Annotated in this window: 19 protein-coding genes; 3 read left to right on the top strand and 16 right to left on the bottom strand. The window is 46.8% G+C overall.

Annotated features, from left to right (window positions below):
* The coding region (locus A3729_RS03415; protein WP_197475518.1) for a transposase at positions 1-406 on the bottom strand (406 nt) is incomplete at its 3' end.
* Between the two features lie 461 nt (positions 407-867).
* On the opposite strand from A3729_RS03415, the gene A3729_RS03410 reads away from it, so the two are divergent.
* The 3 genes from A3729_RS03410 to A3729_RS03400 all read left to right on the top strand — a co-directional run bounded on the left by A3729_RS03410 (position 868) and on the right by A3729_RS03400 (position 2,232).
* The gene (locus A3729_RS03410) at positions 868-1,314 is read left to right on the top strand and encodes an NUDIX pyrophosphatase (protein ID WP_068515042.1); all 447 of its coding nucleotides are present in this window, start codon (positions 868-870) and stop codon (positions 1,312-1,314) included.
* A 98-nt stretch (positions 1,315-1,412) separates the two neighbouring features.
* Positions 1,413-1,886 carry a trimethoprim-resistant dihydrofolate reductase DfrA gene (gene dfrA / locus A3729_RS03405; protein WP_068507422.1) on the top strand — a complete coding sequence of 158 codons (474 nt, stop codon included), beginning with the start codon at positions 1,413-1,415 and terminating at the stop codon, positions 1,884-1,886.
* Positions 1,887-1,938: 52 nt separating this feature from the next.
* Positions 1,939-2,232 (top strand): hypothetical protein, encoded by a 294-nt coding sequence (locus tag A3729_RS03400; RefSeq protein WP_068515045.1) that lies wholly within the window; start codon positions 1,939-1,941, stop codon positions 2,230-2,232.
* A gap of 186 nt (positions 2,233-2,418) precedes the next feature.
* On the opposite strand, the gene bluB is transcribed toward A3729_RS03400, so the two are convergent.
* From bluB to cobO, 15 genes are all read right to left on the bottom strand, one after another.
* A complete protein-coding gene (gene bluB, locus A3729_RS03395; RefSeq protein WP_068515048.1) occupies positions 2,419-3,069 on the bottom strand; it encodes a 5,6-dimethylbenzimidazole synthase in 651 nt (216 codons plus the stop codon).
* A 30-nt stretch (positions 3,070-3,099) separates the two neighbouring features.
* On the bottom strand, positions 3,100-4,281 hold the full coding sequence (locus A3729_RS03390) for a sirohydrochlorin chelatase (protein ID WP_068515050.1): 1,182 nt from the start codon (positions 4,279-4,281) through the stop codon (positions 3,100-3,102).
* Positions 4,274-5,407, bottom strand: coding sequence for an aminotransferase class I/II-fold pyridoxal phosphate-dependent enzyme (locus A3729_RS03385; RefSeq protein WP_068515053.1), 1,134 nt, complete (start codon positions 5,405-5,407; stop codon positions 4,274-4,276). The genes A3729_RS03390 and A3729_RS03385 overlap by 8 nt, the downstream gene beginning before the upstream one ends.
* Complete coding sequence (gene cobN / locus A3729_RS03380) at positions 5,404-9,264, bottom strand: cobaltochelatase subunit CobN (protein WP_068515056.1); 3,861 nt, start codon at positions 9,262-9,264, stop codon at positions 5,404-5,406. The genes A3729_RS03385 and cobN overlap by 4 nt, the downstream gene beginning before the upstream one ends.
* A 79-nt stretch (positions 9,265-9,343) precedes the next feature.
* Entirely contained in the window at positions 9,344-10,438 is a 1,095-nt protein-coding gene (gene cobW, locus A3729_RS03375) for a cobalamin biosynthesis protein CobW (RefSeq protein ID WP_068515065.1), read from the bottom strand.
* Positions 10,439-10,528: 90 nt separating this feature from the next.
* The gene (gene cobM / locus A3729_RS03370; RefSeq protein ID WP_068515059.1) at positions 10,529-11,317 is read right to left on the bottom strand and encodes a precorrin-4 C(11)-methyltransferase; all 789 of its coding nucleotides are present in this window, start codon (positions 11,315-11,317) and stop codon (positions 10,529-10,531) included.
* On the bottom strand, positions 11,314-12,105 hold the full coding sequence (gene cobJ / locus A3729_RS03365; RefSeq protein WP_068553735.1) for a precorrin-3B C(17)-methyltransferase: 792 nt from the start codon (positions 12,103-12,105) through the stop codon (positions 11,314-11,316). The genes cobM and cobJ overlap by 4 nt, the downstream gene beginning before the upstream one ends.
* Positions 12,106-12,167: 62 nt before the next feature.
* The gene (locus tag A3729_RS03360; RefSeq protein WP_068511655.1) at positions 12,168-12,965 is read right to left on the bottom strand and encodes a cobalamin biosynthesis protein; all 798 of its coding nucleotides are present in this window, start codon (positions 12,963-12,965) and stop codon (positions 12,168-12,170) included.
* Positions 12,958-13,746 (bottom strand): precorrin-2 C(20)-methyltransferase, encoded by a 789-nt coding sequence (gene cobI, locus A3729_RS03355; RefSeq protein WP_068511653.1) that lies wholly within the window; start codon positions 13,744-13,746, stop codon positions 12,958-12,960. The genes A3729_RS03360 and cobI overlap by 8 nt, the downstream gene beginning before the upstream one ends.
* Positions 13,739-15,043, bottom strand: a complete 1,305-nt coding sequence (gene cbiE, locus A3729_RS03350; protein WP_068511651.1) for a precorrin-6y C5,15-methyltransferase (decarboxylating) subunit CbiE — start codon at positions 15,041-15,043, stop codon at positions 13,739-13,741. Before cbiE ends, cobI begins: the two co-directional genes overlap by 8 nt.
* Complete coding sequence (locus A3729_RS03345) at positions 15,043-15,684, bottom strand: precorrin-8X methylmutase (protein ID WP_068511648.1); 642 nt, start codon at positions 15,682-15,684, stop codon at positions 15,043-15,045. Before A3729_RS03345 ends, cbiE begins: the two co-directional genes overlap by 1 nt.
* 9 nt (positions 15,685-15,693) lie before the next feature.
* Positions 15,694-16,521 carry a precorrin-6A reductase gene (gene cobK, locus A3729_RS03340; RefSeq protein WP_068511645.1) on the bottom strand — a complete coding sequence of 276 codons (828 nt, stop codon included), beginning with the start codon at positions 16,519-16,521 and terminating at the stop codon, positions 15,694-15,696.
* Positions 16,518-17,651, bottom strand: a complete 1,134-nt coding sequence (locus A3729_RS03335) for a cobalt-precorrin-5B (C(1))-methyltransferase (protein ID WP_068553736.1) — start codon at positions 17,649-17,651, stop codon at positions 16,518-16,520. The genes cobK and A3729_RS03335 overlap by 4 nt, the downstream gene beginning before the upstream one ends.
* A 5-nt stretch (positions 17,652-17,656) precedes the next feature.
* Positions 17,657-19,066 carry a cobyrinate a,c-diamide synthase gene (locus A3729_RS03330; protein WP_068509163.1) on the bottom strand — a complete coding sequence of 470 codons (1,410 nt, stop codon included), beginning with the start codon at positions 19,064-19,066 and terminating at the stop codon, positions 17,657-17,659.
* Positions 19,066-19,625, bottom strand: a 560-nt coding sequence (cobO, locus tag A3729_RS03325; protein ID WP_068633158.1) for a cob(I)yrinic acid a,c-diamide adenosyltransferase, incomplete at its 5' end; no start/stop codon positions are given. The genes cobO and A3729_RS03330, both read right to left, overlap by 1 nt.

Below are 19,625 nucleotides of genomic sequence, written 5' to 3'. Positions count from 1 at the left end.
TAAACATGTTCATCTGACGACACAAATCGATGAACGTTCGACAGCACTGTTTAATCCCTTTACCGTTATTCTTCCTAAAATCTGCAATGGTTTTGAAGTCTGGTGCAAGTCTCTCAGTTAACCACATTAGTTCGATATTGCGGTTAGCTTCTCGCTCTAATCGGCGTGAGGATTGAATTCGGTTCAGGTAGCCGTAGAGGTATAACTTAAGTAGCATTGCTGGGTGATAATTGGGACGCCCTGTATCTTTTGGGACAACACCTTTAAAGCCAAGTTCGTTTAAGTCGAGCTCATCAACAAAAACATCAATCACTCTGACAGGGTTTTCAGTACTGACGAAGTCATCGAGGACTTCAGGGAAAAATGTCGCCTGAGATCGGCTTTTACCCTTAATATGGTGGGACATAACAGCTCACTTCCTTGTTTTTAAGCTGTTGAGAATTATACCAAACTTGTTAATTCGAAAATGATACTTGCGTATATTTATGATCTGCTCACAGCAAAAACTGAACCACAGTTTTCACACAGCCTGAGCACAAAGCGCTAGTTTATTAGCTCCAAGATATTTTCGACTGACAACATACCAGGATTACAAGTACGTATGCAAAATTACCGTTTTAATCACTTATTTAGATAAGGGTAATGCAGCCAGTTTTAAAATTGAGCCAATGCTTACACTCGACCTAAAACGCTCTTTTCTCATTGAAACTGTTGTAAAAGGTTATCCCTTTGAATACTCTCACCAAAGATATTTTTTAGCTGTAAAAAACAAACCAACATATTGATTGGAAACCTCAAAGACAATTGGTAAATCATAGCTACAAGATACATTTCAACATTCGCTTTATGTGCAAAGTACGGGTATTTATGCGAGAACCAATTTCAGTCAGTGTATTTCTTTATCGAGAAACTAGAAACCAAAGACAGTATCTGTTGTTAAAGCGGGTACCTCGCCCAGACTTAGCTCTTTCTGGTTTTTGGCAAAGTGTTACTGGGGGGAAAGAGCTAGGCGAGAGCCTTCAAAAAGCTGCGATCCGAGAAGTTTTCGAAGAGTCAGGTATATGCATCTCAAATATTGGTAAGTCAATCTACCAGTATGAATACGCTATTAAACCAGAGTGGCAATCAAAGTACGCAAGAGAGCACAATACTATTCAAGAATTCGTTTTCTCTGCGCCTGTAAGTACCGACCCAATATTATCCAGCGAACATTGTGAGTTTGGCTGGTTCAGTTTTGAGAGAGCTAAAGCAATGTTAGAATTTCAACTTAGCATCAAAGCATTAGCGGTTATTGAGGCTTCGTTAGCTACATAATATACTTAAAAACCCCTTTCCTACCGCACAAAAAAGCAGCGCTGTAGTCACAAAGAGATCAACTCTGTTTATACAATTTTACAACCGAAGGAAGTTTCGTGAAATTATCGCTAATGGCAGCAATATCAAAGAATGGAGTCATAGGGAACGGCCCAGATATACCGTGGAGCGCAAAAGGAGAGCAGTTACTATTTAAGGCAGTCACCTATAATCAGTGGCTTTTAGTCGGACGAAAAACCTTCACGTCTATGGGAGCTTTGCCTAATCGTAGATATGCTGTCGTAACCCGTTCAAGCTTCACATCAGATGATAAGAATGTCTTAGTATTTTCAACGATCGAAGATGCTCTAATCCATTTAGAGAAAATAACAGATCATGCAATTGTATGTGGTGGCGGCGAAATATATAACAGCTTAATCGGCAAAGTTGATACCTTACATATTTCAACTATCGACATTGAGCCCGAGGGGAATATCTATTTCCCGAAAATCCCTAGTAGTTTTAAGCTAGTTTTCACTCAAGACTTCGTGTCCAACATAAATTATAGTTACCAAATATGGCAAAATGATTAAGAGGCCTTGATGCGCCTCCAGTCTTATAGAATAAACTGTTGGGTACGCCTAGATGACAAAGTACGAATTATACCTTTGCGATACAAGTGGAGAGCACACACCTGTTGCAATGTTTATATCCAATACACCTTTTCTACCAGTTTCGGTCGGAGAAAGGTTTGATGACCACGGTTGGGATAGGCTCGATGGTGTTGGACGGATCGCATCCGAACAATCTCCTAAGAGGTATATTGTGCACTCAATTAAGCATACGATACTCACTAAGCAAGATATCTTGACGGTCCAGTATTGGCTAAACTTAGAGCCATATGACGGACCAAGGTCGGCAGCATGGGGTGATTGTTAGTGGCGCCCACCAAGGATCCGCCCCTCTGAGTAAACGCTAATTTCGAACAGACGTTCGTTATCGACGAACTAATTCTATAAGATGTTGCAGTTCGAACTTCACCTACGAAAATATAAAAGTGATCTTAAACAATTAGATCACCCTTGAGTAAGGTGACAAAGCTAATTATGTTTCATTTTATCTAGCCTAACTTTTTCCCCAGAAGTTCTCAAAAACCAGCTCATTCAAGTCGAATTTTTCTGACCATTTTTCCATCACGAGCATCGGTTTCTCATAGAACCCATCAACATGACCAATACACAGAATCGCAACGGGATGGCTTCCTTGAGGCATTTCAAGAAGCTGTTTAAGGTCCTCCGGTTCAAACAAAGATACCCATCCCATGCCTACACCTTCGGCGCGAGCGGCTAGCCACATATTTTGAATGGCGCAGGATAAGGATGCCAGATCCATTTCTGGCAAGGTCCGTCTTCCAAATATATGTTCATCGCGTTTGTCAGGCAACGCAGCTACAATTACTTCTGAACATTGAAGTATGCCCTCTACCTTCAGTTTGAGAAAATCTTGCTCACGCTCTCCTAGGGCTTGCGCAGTAAATTTTCGCTCTTTATCCACGAGTAAATGAATTGAGTGCTTAATATCGTAATTCTTGATTCGGATAAAACGCCAAGGCTGCATTAATCCAACACTAGGCGCCAAGTGAGCTGCCGCAAGAATTCTACCGAGCGTAGTTTCTTCTAGCGGCTGACCATTAAAATGGCGCATATCCCTGCGCTCAGCCATAACGCGGTATATTGCCTTTTTATCGGCTTCAGGATAACTGAACGACTTACTCATGACTTAGAGCCCATCTCATCATCCTTACGGCTATTGGCGATGCGCAAGCGGCGTTTTATCACTGGCGCTAGCTATTTTCTCTTTTTCTTCATCGAGTATTTCTTGAGGAAATTGTCTCATGAAACAATTACAAATCCCGTCACCTATCATGGTTCGTGGCCCCATTGGGTGTCCGATATGTTTGTAAACGCCATGGGAATGCCCATGACTATGTGAGTGGCCATGAGAGTGGCCATGAGAGTGTGAGTGGTCATGAGAATGACCGTGTGAATGTTCATGACTAGGTGAGTCATCGTGCGAATGACTGCTTTCAGACACGCTGCCATTTGGATTATTCGGGTCAAATTCAGCATGATGGTGATGCACGTCAACCTCTCCTGCCGCCAGCCTCCGCTTGAACGATGACATTAAGTTTTCTGGCAGTAACTGATTCGTCATAATTTCACGCACACGAACTTCAAATGCATCGATAACTTTTTCATGATCATTAAGATAAGGCGTCTTAATGAACTCGCTATCAGGAAACTGTCCGGCGACATGGTCTACATATCCGTAAATACGTTTAATTAACCTGCCTGTGAACAGAAAATACGGTGCCACCACTATTTTTTTAAAACCGAGTTTTACCAATCGCTCCAAGCCTTCTCCAACCGATGGGTAGGTTACCCCTGAGTAAACCGTATCAGCCCAGCCAAAACCCATATTCTCATTGACGATTCGAGTCAGTTTAGCCACTTCCGCGTTTGCCATGGTATCTGACGTTCCGCGCCCTACAACCACTAGCATAGTGTCATAAAGTTGATCTGGAGGGTTGTTGGAGTCTAGCCCGAGTGACTCATATATTCTTGCTTGAAACGCCTCGATCATCGCTTCGTGCAAGCCGAGTTCATTGCCGTAAGCGACTTTCACGTTCCCCTTTTTCTCTTCGAATGTCGTCAATACAGATGGAATGTCGTTCTTTGCGTGAGTTGCGGCAAACAACATTCCTGGAACCGCGTAGATCTCTTCGACACCTTGATCAATTAACGAGTTTAGACCCATATGAATGTTGGGTGCGGAGAACTCCAAAAAGCCATATTCGACAGGCATATCTGGAAATCGTTTTTTTAGTCCTGCTGCGACACGCCCAAATTCACGCTCTGCGCCTTTGTCTCGACTGCCATGGCCACAGACCATAATGCCACGTTTTACTTCCACTGATTGATCAGCCATATTGCCTCTCCATTTGTATGTCGTTTGCGGTGCCAGCAAAATATTTTTTTAATGCGTGCATGCTTTGTTTAATTTTATGATTTAGTTCCGTCACTTGTTGGACGTTTTGTATATCGACAAAGCCTATCCTAATTAAAGAATGCCCTTTACCGATTTTGATTAATCGAAGTAAAACACCGTGCTGTGCAAACACTTCGAATAGTCGTTTTGCTTTTTCATCTTCGAGGGTATAGGTCGAAAACAACAATTGGTGGGCTTCTGATACATCGCCCCCTTGTTCTCGCAATTGAATAAATAAACCTTGCCACAGCTTTTGGTTATCTCGAGACAAGTCGAGGTATCGCTGGCGCGCGTCAGCTTGCCATTGCGCATCAAGAAACGCTCGAGTCGCTATTTCTTGGGCAGGCCCATTGACATCCCAAACACCAATGAAAGCCTTCATCTCATGCAAAAGCGTTTGGCCCGCAAAAACAAAACCGAGCCTCAAGCCTGGTAAGCCAAAGAATTTACCGAATGATCTTAATACCACCATATTCGCTGCAAAATTAGCACCCAAAACACTTTGCTCAGGACAGAGGTCTGCAAACGCTTCATCCACGATTAACGCAGCGCCCTCAGTAAGTTGTGATGACCAATACTTCAATGTTTCGGGTGAGAAAGTGATGCATGTGGGGTTGTTTGGATTTATCACCAGCAAATGAAATGCGTCGCCAGATGCAAGCCGTTTTTCTATGACTTTTTTTGCGTCATCAACGTTGTTCGATGGATAATAAACCAACTCCGCCCCATGCTGACGCCAGGCCTCGGCGTGCTCTTGATAACCGATATCAGGCAAGACAATCGGAAAATTCTTCAGGCACTTTGGCAGCGAAGCAATAGTTTGTTGTGAGCCATTTGTCGCAAAGAAATCATGCTGCCCGTAATAGCCTCGAACGGCGCTGCGAAAATTATCCTTCTGATATGGCATTCGAGTTAAGTACTCTGTAGATATATCCACGTCTGGGTAATGCATAGGGCTAATGCCCGTCGAGAGGTCAATCCACTTTTCTATAGGGACACCATAGCATTTTGATGCCGTTTCGAGATCTCCCCCATGAAGAATTCGGTCGTCAACTCTACTCATCATGCCTGCTCCTGCTTTTCATCCAAAGCCAAGAGCACATCCTGTAATTTTTCCGGATACTGGCCAGGAGCACCCCAAAGCCCACGTTGCGTCGCTTCTAATAAGCGTTCTGCCATTTCTTCAAGCACAGAGGGGTTGTTCTCCAAGAGAAAATTGAGGTTATCCGAGTCGAGTATCAAGGTATCAGTCACGGCCTCGTATTGATAATCATCAATCAGATTGGTGGTGGCATCATAGGCGAACATATAATCAATGCTCGCCCCCATCTCAAAGGCACCTTTGTAACCATGCTCTCGCATCGCATGAATCCATTTAGGGTTTAACACTCGCGAACGGACAACCCGGTTCAGCTCCTCTTTCAAGGTTCTAATCTTAGGAGATGACGGGTTGGAATGGTCATTGTGATACACCGTTGGTGCATCCCCCGAGAACACTTCAACCGCGTTGCTCATGCCCCCTTGGAACTGGTAATAATCATCAGAGTCCAAGATGTCGTGCTCTCTATTATCCTGGTTTTGCGAAACCACCTCTAATTGCGACAATCGAAAACGGAAAGCTTCCTTGGCATCGACACCGTCTCCCGCCTCGTTACCGTAGGCATAGCCACCCCAATTCAGATAGGCATCGGCTAGATCACTCTTTTGCTCCCAACAACGCTCGTCTATCAAGCCCTGTAGACCCGCACCATAAGCGCCGGGCTTACTACCAAACACACGATAACTCGCCTGCCTTCTAGCCAAATCGGCATTTAACCCCGTCAGTGTTAGTTCATCGATACGCTCTAACACATGCTGTTGAATGATGTTCTCGTTTCCAGGTTCTTCGATATCGACAATCGTTTGCACGGCCGCATCAAATAATTTCATGACGTTAGGAAATGCATCTCTGAAAAAGCCCGAGACCCGCAAGGTCACATCGACACGAGGTCGTTGCAGCAATTGGGTGCTCAGCACTTTAAAATCAACAACACGGTTAGATCCCGGCGCCCAAATAGGTTCGACGCCCATCAGAGCAAAAGCCTGAGCGATATCATCGCCACCGGTTCGCATGGTTGCCGTACCCCAAACTGACAAACCTAGCTGTTTGGGATAATCACCATGCGCTTGAAGATGACGTTCGATCAAAGCTTGGGCCGAACGCTTTCCTATTTCCCACGCCGCCGGGGACGGTATGGCACGATTATCAACGGAAAAGAAATTACGCCCTGTCGGCAAGGTATCCAATCTTCCTCGCGTTGGTGCGCCACTCGGGCCAGGGTCAATGCGCTTACCTCTTAAGCCCTTGATGATTGAGCCCAACTCCAGTTCTGCACTTTTTCTCAACGCAGCTAAGAGCACGTCTTTTGTATAATTGAGCTGCGCTAGTGTAGAAGGTAATTGCGCAAGCAACGGAATTGATTCGTCAGACAAGACATAGGTTTCTACTAGCTTTTTGGCAAGCAGTTCTAGTCGCTCACGTGTATCCGCTTCGGTACGCCAAAGTCCTTCATCTAGTTCGGCTAAGCATTCAGGTCTCGTGCCCTCCCAAGCTTCCGCACCTGCAGACAGTGGATCAAATAGATCATCGTCACCTTTAATATCTAAATCCAGAACCAGGTTATGAAGAATTCCCTGACTGTGTTTCTCACCACCACGAGGCAAGCGCAGTAAGGCCACTATCGTATCCGAAAGCTTCTCCTTGTTTGGCAGCACCCCTAGTATATGCAGACCATGTCGTATCTGCGCTTCCTTGATGTCACATAAATACGCATCGAGCCGATTTAGTACAGCGTCTTCATCTGACGTATCTTCAGTGCCAAGTTCGTCTAGCACATTGCTATCTTTTACCTGATCCAAAATCGCTTTTCGGAGATAGACTTCGCGCTTGTCGTCCATTCCCATTGCCTGGTAATACTCATCGACTAGCGACTCTAACTCGGCTAGTGGTCCATAGGTTTCAGCCCTTGTCATGGGTGGCATTAGATGATCGATAATGGCCGCTTGGGTTCGCCTCTTTGCTTGAGCACCCTCACCTGGGTCATTCACAATAAACGGATAAAAATGCGGCATAGGGCCAAGCGCAATATCAGGCCAACATTCTGATGATAAGGCCGAGCCTTTTCCGGGTAACCATTCCAGATTGCCATGTTTACCAACATGAATCACCGCTTCCACCTTATAGACATGTCTCAGCCAAAAATAGAAAGCTAAGTAGTTGTGCGGTGGGATCAAATCCGGGTCATGGTAGTTTGCGACCAGATCAATATTGAATCCTCGTGCAGGTTGAATACCAACAAAGATCTCGCCCAAACGAATACCCGATATCATCAGTCGCCCTTGCCGAAACTTGTTGTCGTCCTCTGGCTGTCCCCACTGATCTATTACTGCTTTCTGTGACGATTCGGGTAACGCAGAAAACAGCTTCTTATAGGTCTCGACACAAAGACTTTGCCAACATGGCAAATGGTGCAAGGTATTTGGATTATTGGTGACAGAAGTTAGCAATGCTTCGATCAATGCATTTCCCGATTCGGGAATATCGCTAACGGGGTAACCAGCATCGGCCAAGGCACTCAGAATTTGGCAGGCTGAATTGGGTGTGTCTAACCCAACGCCATTCCCTATCCGGCCATCCTTCGTCGGATAATTCGCGAGTATCATCCCGATGCGTTTTTCTGAATTTGGCTTCACCGCAAGTCGGCAATATCGCCATGCTAATTCCGCTACGAAATGTGCCCGTTCAGCATTTAATTCATATTGAACGATACTCGACTGGGCATGCTCGTCGTAGAAACTCTCGCTCTTAAAACTAAGTGCACGGGTTGCAATCCTACCATCCATTTCAGGAAGCACGACTTGCATCGCTAAATCTCGGCTTCTCAAGCCTTGGCTATGCGCTAACCAGTCTTCTTCTGTACTACCTGACAATACCAACTGCAAAACAACAAGGTCTTTCTCAAAGGGCGATTGGAAAGTACTTGGCTCAGAACTAAGATCGGGGCTCGCCACGGTATTGGTTGCAAACCCAGTCGCATTCAGTACCAACTGTACATTTGCCTGGTCGATTAATGCGTTAACCAAGGAGAGTGATGACGGGTCTTTTAGCGAACTAATCGCAACGGGTAACACAGAAAGCTGATGCTGTTCCAAGACACTAATTAGCGCATCGAACATCGTGGTATTAGCGCTTTGCAAATGACTTCGATAAAACAACAGCATTACGGTTGGATTATCTTGGCCAGCCTTATTGCTTACCTTGTCTTGCCAAGCTAATAAGGTCCCCTGCTCTACACCCGGCTCGTAAATCATACATTTGGGTAAGGGCCTCGGCTCTTGCCATGACAACGTTAGATCAGCTAATAATCTGACATAACGCGCAATAATAAAGTGATAAAGATGTCGGGCATTCTCGACGCCGCCTTCACGCAAGTAACGCCAAACACGGTGCGCATCCTGAGGCACTACCGAACTAGCATCAGATAAGTCCGGATCAGGATTATCATCCCCAGGAACCACAATTAAGGTTCTAGGAGCGTCCGGTGTTTGTGCGTTCTGCCAGTCAACCAAGCGCTCCAAACCATAGGCCCAATAACTCGCGCCACCCAATAAGGATACGACAACGACTTGGGCCGACTCCAAGACCTTATGCTCATACAAGTCATACGCAGCAGGCTTTAACAATTGCATCCAGTTCGCCAAACGCACTTGCGGAAAGTTCACATCGTGTTGGTGATCTTCGTGCATATTTTGTAGCGCATACGACAGTGCAGACAAACTACTGTCTGCCGATGTCAGTATAACTACCTCTGCGGGGCTTTGATCGAGATCGATAATACCTTCATCATCGACAAAACCACCCGGTTTAGCTGCTAGCAAATGCATAAAAAAATCACCAAATTCTGCCTTTCAATATCGCTTGTCTAATGGGTGCGTTTAAACCTGTTTGCCTAAACCCGTCCACCTAAACCAGGGCGTTTTCTAATACGCTTTGGATGACCGCTTTCTCGATGCCTTTTCCGATAAAAACGAGCGATGTTTTTCTTGGCTCGCCTGCTTGCCATGGGCGGTCAAAATAACTGTCTAGACGCTTACCCACAGCCTGCAATACTTGTCTCATTGGCTTACCTGGCAAAGCTGCAAAACCTTTTACTCTGAAGATATTGAAGTCACTAACAACGTTTTGTATCGCTGCTTGAATTTTATCGCTATCGACTTCACCGATCTGAATCACAAACGAATCGAAATGGTCATGTGCATGCTCGTGATGTTCGCCGTGCGCATGGTGATGATCATGGTGATTATGTATTTGCTCGATACGCTCTTCAGCCGCAGCATCAATGCCGATGATGGCATTGAGCTCTGCTTCACCGTTACTGATATAGGTCGTTTTGACTTCGCTTGGTACGCGCTTGCCGACAATCGTTTCAACCAATTGACGTTGTGGCGCGTCTAGCAAATCATTTTTGCTAACCACAACCAAGTCTGCAGCACTCAATTGATCGTCTAACAGTTCTTGCAAGCTAGGGTCGTGATCAAGACTTTCATCGGCCAAACGCTGTGCCTGAACCTTACCTTCATCGTGCGCAAATCGCCCTGATGCCACCGCTGGACCATCGACAACCGTTACCACGGCATCGACGGTGCAATATTCTTTAATGCCAGGCCAATTGAATGCCTGCACTAAGGGCTTGGGTAGTGCTAAGCCACTGGTCTCAATCAGAATGTGATCGATATCATCACGACGCTCTACAAGCTGCTGCATAACAGGCAGAAACTCTTCTTCCACCGTACAGCAAATGCAACCATTGGCGAGTTCGTAAATACCATTGTTAGCGCTAGAGTCGGAGTCAACAACACCACTTTCAGCACCATCTTCTTCACAAGACAAAGGACAGCTACGTAGCAGGTCCGCATCAATATCAAGTTCACCAAATTCATTGACAATAACGGCGATTCGTTTGCCTTCAGCTTGCTGAATGACATTTGATAGTAAGGTGGTTTTACCACTTCCTAAAAAGCCAGTAACGACGGTGGTAGGTATTTTATTTAATTGCATCATTTATCTCGCTGTACTCTCGTTGTTGTTCTATCTTGGTTGTCTTTGTGCTTAATCAAACTCACCGACAACGTGTGTTGTTTTCTGCTGCTAGCGCTTCACTTGTCTCGGTACATCTGGTTTAACCTTGGGCCGATAGACATGCGCTTTGTCTTTGGCATATAGATAAGAATCGGCAAAATCGTCGGTATCCAACACATGACCGACCAGGATCAAAGATGTTCGAGTAAATTTCTTTTCGCGTACTTTTTCGACGATATCTTTTAATGTTCCTGTGACTTTGTCTTCATCGGGCCAACTGGTTCTGTAACACACAGCTGCAGGGCAGTCTTCGCCATAATGCGGAATCAGCTCTCCAACAATTTTATGGATGCGGGTGACGCCAAGATGGATCGCGAGGGTCGCGCCGCTTTGTGCCAGCTGCGGAAGCCGCTCTCGCTCAGGAAACGGAGTTTTGCCTTCATAGCGCGTCATAATTAGCGTTTGAGAAACGCCAGACAAGGTCAACTCTTTACCTAAATACGCGGCAGACGCAGCAACAGCACTGACACCCGGTATGATTTCATAATCAATACCAGCTTGCTCTAGCCGTCTAATTTGCTCACCAATCGCACCATAAAGTGAAGGGTCACCACATTGAAGCCGCGCAACGTCTTTACCTTCTTGGTGGGCTTTCTCAATGTGCTGGCTAATTTCTTCTAAGTCGATAGAGGCGGTATCGACAATCAACTCTGCTTTATCTTCAACTGAATCCAAGACCTCTCTGGGTATCAATGAACCGGCGTACAAAACAACAGGACAACGCTCAAGTATACGCTGGCCTTTTAGGGTCATGAGCTCTGGGTCACCCGGACCGGCTCCAATAAAATAGACTGTCATAGTTTTTTCTTATAGCCTCTTGGCGTGTAAACCCATTCTTTTTTGCCATTGACGATATGTCGAGATTCGCTGTTTCCAACGCTCACAAGCGTGAACATATCAACGTCTTTGGCATCTAACTTATCTAGGGTGGTAATGGTGATGGACTCGTCTTCACGGGTTAATTGGCGCCCCAACAAAACGGGCGTCGAAGCCGGTCGGTACTGGAGCAAAACGTCTCGCGCATGGTTCAACTGCCAATCACGCTTTTTAGATACGGGGTTATAGAACGAGATAACAAAGTCACCTTGGCCAGCGCTATGAATACGCTTTTCGATCGTCTCCCAAGGCGTTAGCAAATCAGATAACGATACGGTACAAAAATCATGACCGAGCATGGCGCCGACACGGCTTGCGCCCGCTTGCATGGCAGAGATTCCAGGGACAACGTCTATCTCAACATCTAGCCATTCTGGATGATCTAAGGCCTCGCCTTGCGCTTGCTTTAAGAGTTGTTGATCCAACAATTCAAACACCAACGTTGCCATCGCATAAATGCCGATGTCGCCACTCGAAACCAAGGCGGTTGTTTTACCGCTAGCCGCGAGATCTAAGGCGAGTTTAGCTCGCCCGATCTCTTCCCCCAAAGGTAACTCGTGATGTGTTTTTCCATCACACACATCACCTAACAAGTCGAGATACAAACCGTACGCGACCAAATCTGAACTGGCTCCAATGGCGCTAAGCGCTTTCGGCGCCACAAGAGATCTATCACCAGGACCGGTGCCCACTACAAATAACTGACTCATGCTAATTTTGTTTCCTGCTCTTAATTCAAATGAACTATTTTTCCAATACGACCTAAGCACTATTACTTATCTGACGCTGTCTTAGTAAAGCTCCGTGCAATCGCGCACGTGGCTTTCTTTGTCTTTTGTTTCGATAAAACCAACTCCGCTGGCGCAGACGTCGTCTTTTGTGCCGAATACAATGCCGCCGATTCAGCGACCCCATACACGCCAACTGTGTCGAATATATAATCTGACTTTACGCTCAGCTGAGACTCAACCGTCGCCAACTGATCTTTGTCCCATGTGAGATACGGTAAAGCCAGGGATGCCGCCAAATCGATTAACCCTTGTTCGTCCGCCTTAATATCAATGCTTGCGATGCCGCTAATCTGTGAAAGCTCTAAACCCTTTTCCACAAGGCATTGTTCTAGCAAGGCACGAAGTTCTGACTCAGGGCAATGCCGCTCGCAGCCCATGCCCACGATGTAGATTGGTTTCAAATACGGATCCGCCGTCGTTAAGACCAAGCTTGCACTGAGTACTTCCGAAATAATTCGCCCAAACTCATTCGCGCCACCTTCATGCCCGGACAGCAAGGGAATAACAAATTCGCCACGTTCATCCAGAACGAGGACGGGCGGGTCTTCATGTTTGTTCACCATTACCGGCGCGAGTGTTCGCATGACAATGCCTGTGGCACAGATTAAAATCTGTCGTTCGCCGGCGCGAAATGAGTCTTGCACCGTTTGCGCAAAGGGTTGCGGTTTAAACGACACCTCGACTTCATTCGTAAGCGCAGTTGAATCGGTTCTAATTGCGCTTGCTAAGCGTTCTGCCAAACAGCGCCCGGCTTCGGTTAACGCGAAAATTCTAATCACGACTTCTCTCCTCTGAGCTACGATCTGCCGATGGTAAAACCACAAACAAAGAAAAATACGGCCCTTGCTCTGGAGATAATTGAGTTATATCGCTCACAATCTTCTGATTATCTCGGCCGATATATTCAAGATACGTGGCGTCGGCTAATCTTCCCGTTCGCTCAAGCAATGCCAATATTCTTGGGCGGGCCTGCCCTGCTTTCATGATCACCACACTATCGTGCTCGCTAAGGGCTCGCTCTATTTGCGAATCCTGATGACGGCCACTGACCACAACAAACGATTCTTTTAACATTGTAAGCGGTTGCATCATCGCGCTGGCAGCAGCATTCACAGACGAAATACCTGGGATCACCTGACAGGGGTAGTCATCCTGAAGCCGCTCAAGTAAGTAGGCAAACGAGCCGAAAAATAAGGGGTCGCCTTCACACAAAAACGCCACATCCTGCCCCGCATCAAGCGCCGCTTTTATCCGAACAGCGCCACTGTCGTAAGCGTGATTCGCTAAGGTACGATCCTTCGACATCGGCATCTCGATCACGACATCCTCAAGAACATTAAGACCCTGATCCGCCGCTCTCTCTTCACGTTCTGTCAGCGCGTTTCTTGCAATCATTTTCGCTTGTGAGCTACCGGTTTCACCACTGAGATAGCTGATCACTGGCGCGTTCTGGATTACTTTGAATGCCTTCATCGTTAGTAAGTCAGGATCACCCGGCCCAACGCCAACACCATAAAAGGCGCCGAGCTTATTCTGATTGACCTGCTGCTGGTTAGACATGATCCAAGGCCTCATTCGTTGCTGTCTTTTCTACTTTCACAAACTTATAAAGTGTGACGGGTAGTTGTGGTTTGTAATACAACTCACCCGCCAGCGTTTCGCCGCGACTAACGGCCAGCTCAAATGTTTCGACATGGCTTGTTTCATCGCTGAACCGAGATTGGTAAAACTGATAAAGTTGTTGGCGCGTTTGTTCGGTCACGGCACTGGCGACGACCATCCCACGCTCTGGTAGTTGCTCCCAGGCTAGATTTAGAATGTCTAATAACTGACCGCCGCTTCCGCCCACAAAAACCTTGTTAGCCGCGGGCAAAGTTGAACAAATATCAGGTGCACTGCCCTCAACAATTGACAAGTTTGGTTCAACTGCGAAACGGTGCTGATTCGCCTTCAAGCAGTCTAACCTCTCCGGATGATGCTCGATTGCATGAACCTGGGCACCTTTACCCCACAACGCTAGCTCTGTGGCAACACCACCGCAACCTGCCCCAACATCCCAAATGCAATCGTCTGTTGTCGGTTCTAACAAAGACAATATCGCTAAGCGAACTTCACGCTTGGTAATCATGCCTTTACCGGGTGCTTTGTCCGTCACAAACTGCTCATCCGGAATTCCCGGAAATGTCGGCGTATATTGCGTCGATTCAAGTGTCTGTAAACACACGACATTTAAGGGATCAAAACGTTGGCTTTGTGCCTCTCCATCAATGAGTTCATCAATTGATAATAGACGTACCCGTTCGTCTGAATAACCAAGCTTTTCGCAGACCGTCAGCGCTGCCATTTCAAAGCCACGGCGTTGGCATTCTTTAGCAATTGCATGCGCAGAACTATTTTGATCAGTGAGCAATACATAGCATGTATGCGGTTTGAGCTGAGTGGTCAAAGATTGTAATGGACGACCATGCAGTGAAATAACCTCAACATCTTGTAAGGACCAGCCGAGTCGATGGCAAGCGGCTTGAATGCTGGACACGCCCGCATGAAAACAAAGTTGATCTTGCCTCAAATCCGAAAAGCTCTGCCGTACCCATTTTCCGATACCAAAAAATAGCGGATCACCTGAGGCTAGCAAGGCAACTGTTTCACCTTCGTCCAGATAGCTCGCCAATTGCCCTTTTAAAATAGAGAGCTTAGGAAGCTGCTCAGTCACCTGCCTTTCTGAAATCCACCAGCGAACCGTCTCTAACTGTCTCTGGGAACCAATAATACGATCTGCTGACTGCAAAGCACTCAAGGCGACTTCGTCCAAGTTCGCTTGCTCCGAAACGCCAAGGCCAATTACATGTAAGGGCATTAATACCACTCCCCGCGATTACAGCGTAAAAGCGCATTACAAGCCGCGGCGGTAACTGCACTGCCACCTTGGCGGCCAGCCAAGGTTATACACTCCACGCCTAATTTTTTGTGTTCTTCCCAAAGCGCTTCTTTAGATTCTGCTGCGCCGACAAAGCCGACTGGCATGCCGATGATAAGCGCCGGTTTGTCTGCGCCTTGTTCCAACATTTCAAGTAATCTGAACAAGGCCGTTGGAGCATTCCCTATCAATACAACGCTGTCTTTCAAGAAGGGTGTCCAAGAACTTAAGGCAGCCATCGACCTTGTTTCGCCTAGTTGTTTAGCCTGTTGAATGGTGTCGTTATCGTTCAAAAAACACAGGGGCTCTCGTTCAATCATGCGCTTAGTAACGCCTTGCTTGACCATCTCCACATCGCACAAAATTGGCTTATTCTGACCCAAGGACGCTCTGCCTTTTTCGCAAGCACCTGCGCTAAACAGAATCTTATCCGTCAGCTCGGGCATACCTAAGCTATGTACGACACGCATCACGACCTGTTGTTGTTCTTTATCGAAACAACTCAAGTTGCTTAGCTGGCGAATCAGCTCAAAGCTTTGTCGCTCAATCGCTTTCGGGTCCAATTCGTAATCAAATGGCATCTCGGTTTCCTATACGTTTTTTTCGCTATTGTTTTGCTCAGTATCTTGATCCTCAAGGGTGAGAGAATCAGACAGCGAACTTTCGACGTGATGTAGGCAGTCATCAAGGTCACTGAACAAATGCTTGACTGGCGATATGTTTGGGCGCGTCAACATCACCACCTGAACCCCGAACTCTCGTGCGGCTACCAATTTCGCTTGCGTGGCATCGCCACCACTATTTTTAGTCACTAAACAGTCAATTCGATTTACCTGTAATAAGGCTCTCTCTGACTCAAGATCAAAAGGACCTATCGCTTTGATCCATTCCACGCTGCCTGACAATGACGCTCTTGATGGCGCGGCGGTTCGGTAGATTAATTTGCTTTCATCCTGAGTCGCTAGAACATCACTGAGTCGCGTCATGTCGTCTTGAGACAGCTGCCCGACAGTCAGCAAGATTCTCTTAAATTTGGCACATTCAGTGACCGCATCAGCCCATGAAGAGACCGAGATCCAGTTATCGCCCTTTTGCGCGACCCAAGGTTCTCGAGAAAATCGCCAATAAGGCAAGGCCAAGCTGTTACATACATCTATCGCCGTTGAACTCATTTTTGCTGCGTATGGATGCGTCATATCCAACACAGCACCGATGCCTTCCGATCTAATATATGCCTTTAAACCACCGAACTGTGTAAAGCCTCCGGAAATGACTTCGCAGGGTACGTCGGGTTGTCGAACCAAGCCTGCCACGCTATAAATAAGCGAATGATCGTTAGTATTAAACAAACCCTTTTCATAGGCGCGCTTCGTAAAAACTCGCGCATCTGCCGTTCCGCCCAGCAAGAGTATCTTCATGGGCTTTCCTCAGAGGCAAAACCAATAAATTGGCCTTGTCGATCAACAGAATACACCTCCAAGGTGACTGTATTATCAGGCAGTGTTCTCAATACGCGACGCGCTTCGTTAAGTGCTGCTTTACATAATTCATCGCCAATCAGTATCCCGGCATCGCGACAAATCTGAAATACCTGCATACTTGTATTCGCTTCTTGGATTTTATCGAGCACGCTTTGGTCTGCCTTCTGCGCTTTCGCGATTCGAGCAAGCTGCTCAAAATCAATGGACGAAGAACGGCTATTTAAATCCATGTGGCCATTTGCCAGCTTGCTTATTTTTCCGAACCCACCACAAATAGAGACTTTTTTGATGGGCGATGTTGAGGTGGGTACTTTTCGCAAGTGCTTTAGCAGCGCACCCACAAAATCACCCATTTCAATCAACCCCATATCGTTGAGTTCATATCGCGTCTTAATCGCTTCTTCGCTGGTGCTGCCTGTGGTAGCCGCAATGTGCGTGATACCATTTGCAGCCGCTACATCTACACCTTGATGGATAGATGCAATATAGGCGGCGCAAGAATACGGCCTAACTATTCCGGTGGTTCCCAAAATAGATAAACCACCCATAATACCGAGCCTCGGGTTCATGGTTTTAAGTGCGATTTCTTCACCGTTTTCAACGCCGACAGCAACCTTAAAACCACCAGAATATTGGTATACCTTGGCCGCATTCAATAAATGTGACTGCATCATTTCTCGCGGTACGGGATTGATCGCAGGTTCGCCGACCTTAAGCACCAAACCTTCTCGTGTAACCGTTCCCACGCCTTGCGCTGAGATAAATTGCACGCCTTGTTTTTCCTCTAAGTACAGCTCTACAAATACCAGCGCCCCATGAGTCGCGTCAGGGTCATCTCCTGCATCTTTAATGGTAGCGGTGCGTACACTCTTTTCAGGTTCAAGTGACTCGTACCCTTCGATTTTCAAAGAGACGACTTTACCTTTCGGCAAAGTGATCTCAACCTCATCGGGATGTTTGTTCGCCAATAAGGCTTGGGCAGCAGCAACACAGCACGCCGTCGCGCAAGAGCCGGTTGTTAAGCCGCTGCGCAAAGGTTTTGCTTGTTCACTGCTCTCTGGCCACATAGTGCTTACCTAGCCTGCTCATTATTGCTGAGCATATTGTAACTAAGCGCATTTTCAGTGCGGTTAACAGCTTCTGTTGTAGCCGAAAATGTCGTCACGCCCAAAAACAACGCTGCGATGGCTTCTGCATTAGAAGGGAAAAATAAGTGTAGATACGTAGCCGTCAAACTACCCTCGCGATAGATTGCTTCACCCGGCGCCGAATGCCTTTGTCTTTTACCGTAGCCAATAGGTTCTGGCGTATTTGCACTTCGAGAACGATGATGCGCATGCGCTCTTACATCACCTTCAGGCAAAGCGGCGGTCTGCATCCCCTGGCAACCGCGCTTTCCGCGCATGGCCCCATCGCCCGCCATTAATCCCGCCATAGAATAGCGCGCGTCTTCAAGATCAGTCAGCGATTCTAGGCAATATAAAAAACCACCGCACTCAGCCAGTACCGGTTTATTAGCACGATGGAATACTTGAACGGACTCGCACATGCTACGGTTTTGACTCAGTTTTTGCGCATAGAGCTCCGGATATCCACCAGGCAACCAAAGTGCATCTGCCACGGGCACTTGTTGATCAGACATGGGAGAAAAGAATTCGTAACTTGCACCCAATGTCTCTAACAACCGCAAATTGGCGTCATAAATAAAACTAAATGCTGCATCCTTAGCAATCGCAATGTGTTTTCCTTCAAGCAAACGACTTGGACGCGCTAATGAAGTGGATTTGAAATCGACCGGCTCAGGCAACTGAGTAATCGCCTGCTCACCAATCCACGAGACGCCTTTTTCAAAACGTACTTCAAGCTCTTCACGCACTTCATCTGCTTGCACCAAACCAAGGTGCCGTTCTGGTAAGGTAACTTCTTCGTCTCTCGCTAGCGTTGCCAATAAAGGGATATCTGAAGGAAGCGCATCTCTTATCAACTCTTCGTGCCGCGCTGTACTGCAATGGTTCGCGATAATGCCAGCCACATGAATGTCTGAACGATAGCGCGCTAAACCCGTAGCGATGGCACCCGCCGTTTGTGCCATGCCTTTCACGTTCAACACGATAACCACCGGTATATTGAAACGCGCAGCTAGATCAGCACTTGATGGCTCGCCATCAAACATGCCCATTGCGCCTTCGATAATAATGAGATCTGAAACCTCGGCCGCCTCATACAGTTTTTGCTGGCAATAAGCTTCACCTGCCATCCACATGTCTAGCGGCTCAACATCCTTACCAGAAGCTTGCGCCAGAATTTGAGGGTCTAGGTAATCAGGGCCGGTCTTAAATACCCGTACGTTTTTGCCTTTGTTTCGATACGACCGCGCAATCGCAGCCGTTACTGTTGTCTTTCCTTCACCAGAGCTTGGCGCGACAATGAACATAGCTGGGCATGAAGCCGTAGGGAGTTTAGAAGGCGATTGAACACTCATTAGAACTCGATCCCGGCTTGCGCTTTTACACCAAGACGAAAGGCATGACGCTCATCCTGAATATGGCTGATCGTATCGGCGATGTCTTCCAAGGCTTCGGGCATCTTTCGCCCCGTAATCATGACATGCTGATGTTTAGGTCTATTTTTTAGAGCTTCTAGAACCGGTTCCAATTCAAGGTATTTGTATTTAAACATGTAGCTCATTTCGTCAAAAATCAGAATATCGTACTGGGGGTCGGTTAGCAGCGATTTAGCGAGCTCCCACGCGTTCTGAGCGGCAGCTATATCTTGGTCTTTGTCTTGGGTTTCCCAGGTGAAGCCATGCCCCATTACATGCCAATCGATACGTTCATGGTCGCGGAATAGTTTGAATTCACCGGTTTCTTTTCGGCCCTTAATAAACTGAACGACCGCGGCTTTCTGACCATGCCCTACGGCTCTGGCCATCGTGCCAAAGGCGGAGCTACTTTTGCCTTTGCCATTTCCTTTCAACAAAATCAGAACGCCACGCTCTTCAGTTGCCTTGGCAATCTTTTTATCGATAATGGCCTTTTTGT

This window comes from Oleiphilus sp. HI0043 (genome assembly GCF_001634935.1).
This window is presented reverse-complemented; position numbering and strand designations above follow the sequence as displayed.

Bases quoted from the DNA above. Each gene is read 5' to 3' on its own strand.
- A3729_RS03410 (WP_068515042.1), top strand. From the start codon at position 868: ATGCGAGAACCAATTTCAGTCAGTGTATTTCTTTATCGAGAAACTAGA.
- cobK (WP_068511645.1), bottom strand. From the start codon at position 16,521: ATGAAGATACTCTTGCTGGGCGGAACGGCAGATGCGCGAGTTTTTACG.
- A3729_RS03345 (WP_068511648.1), bottom strand. From the start codon at position 15,684: ATGCCATTTGATTACGAATTGGACCCGAAAGCGATTGAGCGACAAAGC.
- cobI (WP_068511653.1), bottom strand. From the start codon at position 13,746: ATGTCTAACCAGCAGCAGGTCAATCAGAATAAGCTCGGCGCCTTTTAT.
- A3729_RS03335 (WP_068553736.1), bottom strand. From the start codon at position 17,651: ATGTGGCCAGAGAGCAGTGAACAAGCAAAACCTTTGCGCAGCGGCTTA.
- cobJ (WP_068553735.1), bottom strand. From the start codon at position 12,105: ATGAGTCAGTTATTTGTAGTGGGCACCGGTCCTGGTGATAGATCTCTT.
- A3729_RS03385 (WP_068515053.1), bottom strand. From the start codon at position 5,407: ATGATGAGTAGAGTTGACGACCGAATTCTTCATGGGGGAGATCTCGAA.
- A3729_RS03390 (WP_068515050.1), bottom strand. From the start codon at position 4,281: ATGGCTGATCAATCAGTGGAAGTAAAACGTGGCATTATGGTCTGTGGC.
- A3729_RS03330 (WP_068509163.1), bottom strand. From the start codon at position 19,066: ATGAGTGTTCAATCGCCTTCTAAACTCCCTACGGCTTCATGCCCAGCT.
- cobM (WP_068515059.1), bottom strand. From the start codon at position 11,317: ATGACAGTCTATTTTATTGGAGCCGGTCCGGGTGACCCAGAGCTCATG.
- cobW (WP_068515065.1), bottom strand. From the start codon at position 10,438: ATGCAATTAAATAAAATACCTACCACCGTCGTTACTGGCTTTTTAGGA.
- cobN (WP_068515056.1), bottom strand. From the start codon at position 9,264: ATGCATTTGCTAGCAGCTAAACCGGGTGGTTTTGTCGATGATGAAGGT.
- bluB (WP_068515048.1), bottom strand. From the start codon at position 3,069: ATGAGTAAGTCGTTCAGTTATCCTGAAGCCGATAAAAAGGCAATATAC.
- cbiE (WP_068511651.1), bottom strand. From the start codon at position 15,043: ATGCCCTTACATGTAATTGGCCTTGGCGTTTCGGAGCAAGCGAACTTG.
- A3729_RS03400 (WP_068515045.1), top strand. From the start codon at position 1,939: ATGACAAAGTACGAATTATACCTTTGCGATACAAGTGGAGAGCACACA.